This is a genomic window from Candidatus Hakubella thermalkaliphila (genome assembly GCF_013281975.1).
Taxonomy (GTDB): domain Bacteria; phylum Actinomycetota; class Humimicrobiia; order Hakubellales; family Hakubellaceae; genus Hakubella; species Hakubella thermalkaliphila.
In genome coordinates this window covers 1-2,765 of sequence record NZ_BLRZ01000170.1, presented here as the reverse complement: position 1 = coordinate 2,765, position 2,765 = coordinate 1, and the positions used below count along the sequence as shown (strand labels likewise).

Annotated in this window: 2 protein-coding genes; one reads left to right on the top strand and one right to left on the bottom strand. The window is 45.2% G+C overall.

What is annotated here, in order from left to right; genetic code table 11:
- Positions 1–965 (top strand): hypothetical protein (locus HW443_RS10435; protein ID WP_219857114.1); only part of this gene is annotated, 965 nt, incomplete at its 5' end.
- Between the two features lie 116 nt (positions 966–1,081).
- On the opposite strand, the gene HW443_RS10430 is transcribed toward HW443_RS10435, so the two are convergent.
- On the bottom strand, positions 1,082–2,635 hold the full coding sequence (locus HW443_RS10430; protein ID WP_258190510.1) for an IS1634 family transposase: 1,554 nt from the start codon (positions 2,633–2,635) through the stop codon (positions 1,082–1,084).
- Positions 2,636–2,765 lie beyond the last annotated feature (130 nt).

Genomic DNA, 2,765 nt, shown 5'->3' with positions numbered 1-2,765 from the left:
GGAGAGAAACAGATAAGCACTACCTAAGTCTATGGCGCCATTCCTTGACCCTACTAGAAGGTATACCTGTTCGTATAATGAAAATAGAAGGAGAGATACATGTAGTTGAATACGTACAATTTCCATTCGTTGCATTCAACACAGGCTCTTTAACAACGAGCGGCGTGTGGCTTGCGGATTTACGCAACGGCACTGTTTTGCTGCGAGCCGAGCAAGGCCAAGCAATGCTTAAAGAACAGTGGGGCCGCCTTGTACCAGCTGATAGCATATTTAATATGGGCACAGGAGTTGAGGGAGGTCCTTGGCATGGATTTGGTATCCTCCAGCCCTTCGGCCTGTCGCCGAATGGGAATAAACTTGGCTTTTTTCTTCACAGCCGCCGCGGCGGAATCTTTGATGGTGCCATATTTGTAGGTTTTCTTGATCTTCAAACGAATACGCCGCATTTTACAGGACATGGACATGCTCCTGTTGATGGGGCGGAGTGGCTGCCCAAATGGTCGCCGACAGGCGCTTATATCTACTACGGCCGTCCCATATCCCGGGCAGATGATCCCATGGCACTCGCCAATATCGATGTGTTAGGCGGCTTTGACGTGGATAGTGTCATTACCGGGCAACGTTCCTTTAGTCTCCCGTCAATTGAAATGCTCACGCTACTTTTTCCGGAGGGAGTGCGAGCAGCCAAAGAGAAATACAAAGCCCCTGATTTCGGGGGATGGGGCAGCTTGGAGCGGGCTATCCATTCAACAATTAATTTCCGTCCCTGGTTTAGCAACTTAAAGTGGTCTCTTAGGGATAATTCCCTTTCGTTTACCACTGTTGTTGAACGGGCAATATCTGAAGGTGAGTATCTTGAAGCCCACGGCAGAAACAAGGTCAAAGAAGAATTTGGGCAGGCTGAATGGAGTATAAATGCTGATGGGAGTGGATTGCGTCTTAAAAGCATCGTACATCCGCAATGAAAAACGGGCTCTTCTCCAAAACACTACAGTAACCCTTGGTAGGAAAATAAACACTTGGGGACGGGGTTGTTGACAACGTGTCTGGCGTATGATAACCCATTTTCCGCAAGTTGAAATCATGTTTTTTCGGATTTTTCACCTTCTACGACAGACTGTCCCCAATAGTAATCTGAGCTGATCCCCAACAGGTTTAAAATTTGTTCCTGTGTTTGGGTCAAGGAATCTCGGAATTCTTTGGTCATTTGTCCCATTCTTACCTGATAAGAGGAAATGCCGTCAAAGGCATCTAAGATCTTTGAGGTGGTTGGATGATAAGCATCTCTGGATTCTGGGTAAATGGGTAGGGTCTTGATTCCCCATTCCTTCATTTTCAATCGTACTTCTCTCTCGATTATGGCTTGAATCATCAGGGAGAGAAAAAATAAAAACATTATCCCTTCCACTCGTTCTATTTTTTTGAAGAGTAGCGGAGCTGCTTCATGAACGCTCTTGAATTGGGTGAAGCGTTTCTCTAACCGGGGTTGATATTTATAGGCACGCAGAACTTCCTTCGCTGATAATGAGTCATCTGTAGTAAGCAAAGGGAAAATACCGTCAACATTTTTTTCTCGCTTCAGCGCTTCCTTGTTTCTCTCCCAGACAAGAGAATAAACCATCTCAACACACTTCTTGTATTTTGTCTTCGGTCCCGGCCTCCCCCTGCCTATTTGCACCCTATATGATTGCCTTACTTCAGTGAGTGAGATCTTGAGGAACTTCTTTACTTTGTACTTCTTCAGGATTTCTTCTATTCGTTTCTCGATCTCTTCTCTCATTTTCAGCTTTTTCTTGTTCAGCTTGGGCAACAGATTCAAGAGATTGCTTTCTACCTTTTGTAACTTTTGCTCCCTGCTCAGAGCATCATTCTTTCTCTTTTCGCTTGAGTGGTACCAATACATCCGGTAGCCTGCTTTTTCCGTGCTGTAATCCCCGCAAAATAGCGAGTAGTATTCCACTTCACCCCAGCCCCCTGGTATCTTTCTTCTCCATATGCGCTTTCCCCCCTTTTTCTCCAAACGAAGCCCTTCTTTGAATGTCATTGCTTCTTTCCACGTATTTGGCACTGTAGTAATAACACGGCCGCCTTTACCCACGATATAGCCCAGTTGATTTGAGGTACACACCTTACAGTCTGCCACGTAGATGAAGTCATGTTTGCGGGTTATTTTGCTCACTGTAGTCCATGTTTCAATATGCATGGTATCATCTGTACGGTCCCCAGAATATGTTTTGTAGTGTACCGGAACAGCCCCATCAGAAGAAATACTCAAACTGAAAACCAACTGCTTTAAATCGGGGCGGTGGTCTTTGCTATTGCCCCGTGCCAACTCTAAACCAGTAATAGTCTTACCAGGTATTTTCCCATAAGCCTTTACGGTTGTTGAATCGTTGTGTATCCGGCTAAGCTCAAGATCCACCTCTTCTATCATTTTCACAACAACTTCAGTCATCAGAGAAGCACGGTCGGCAAGATACAGCTTGTCCAGTGCTCGTGCAAAACGATCATCGTTGAATATCCTGAGATTTTCCACTGATAACCCAAAACAGCTTGGATCGATACTCTGAACCCACTGCCCCAGCTCATAGAGGGGCTGTCTACCCAGGGTAATGTTGCACATAAGCAGAATCAAAGTATCAACAACCGGAATTGATTCATTTCCCTAGATAGGAGGAAGATAAGCTGACAAGATATCTTTCAAACCCAACCTTAGTGATACAGAAGTGATCAAGGGGATTCCGGCAACGGTAAATCTTGTTAGA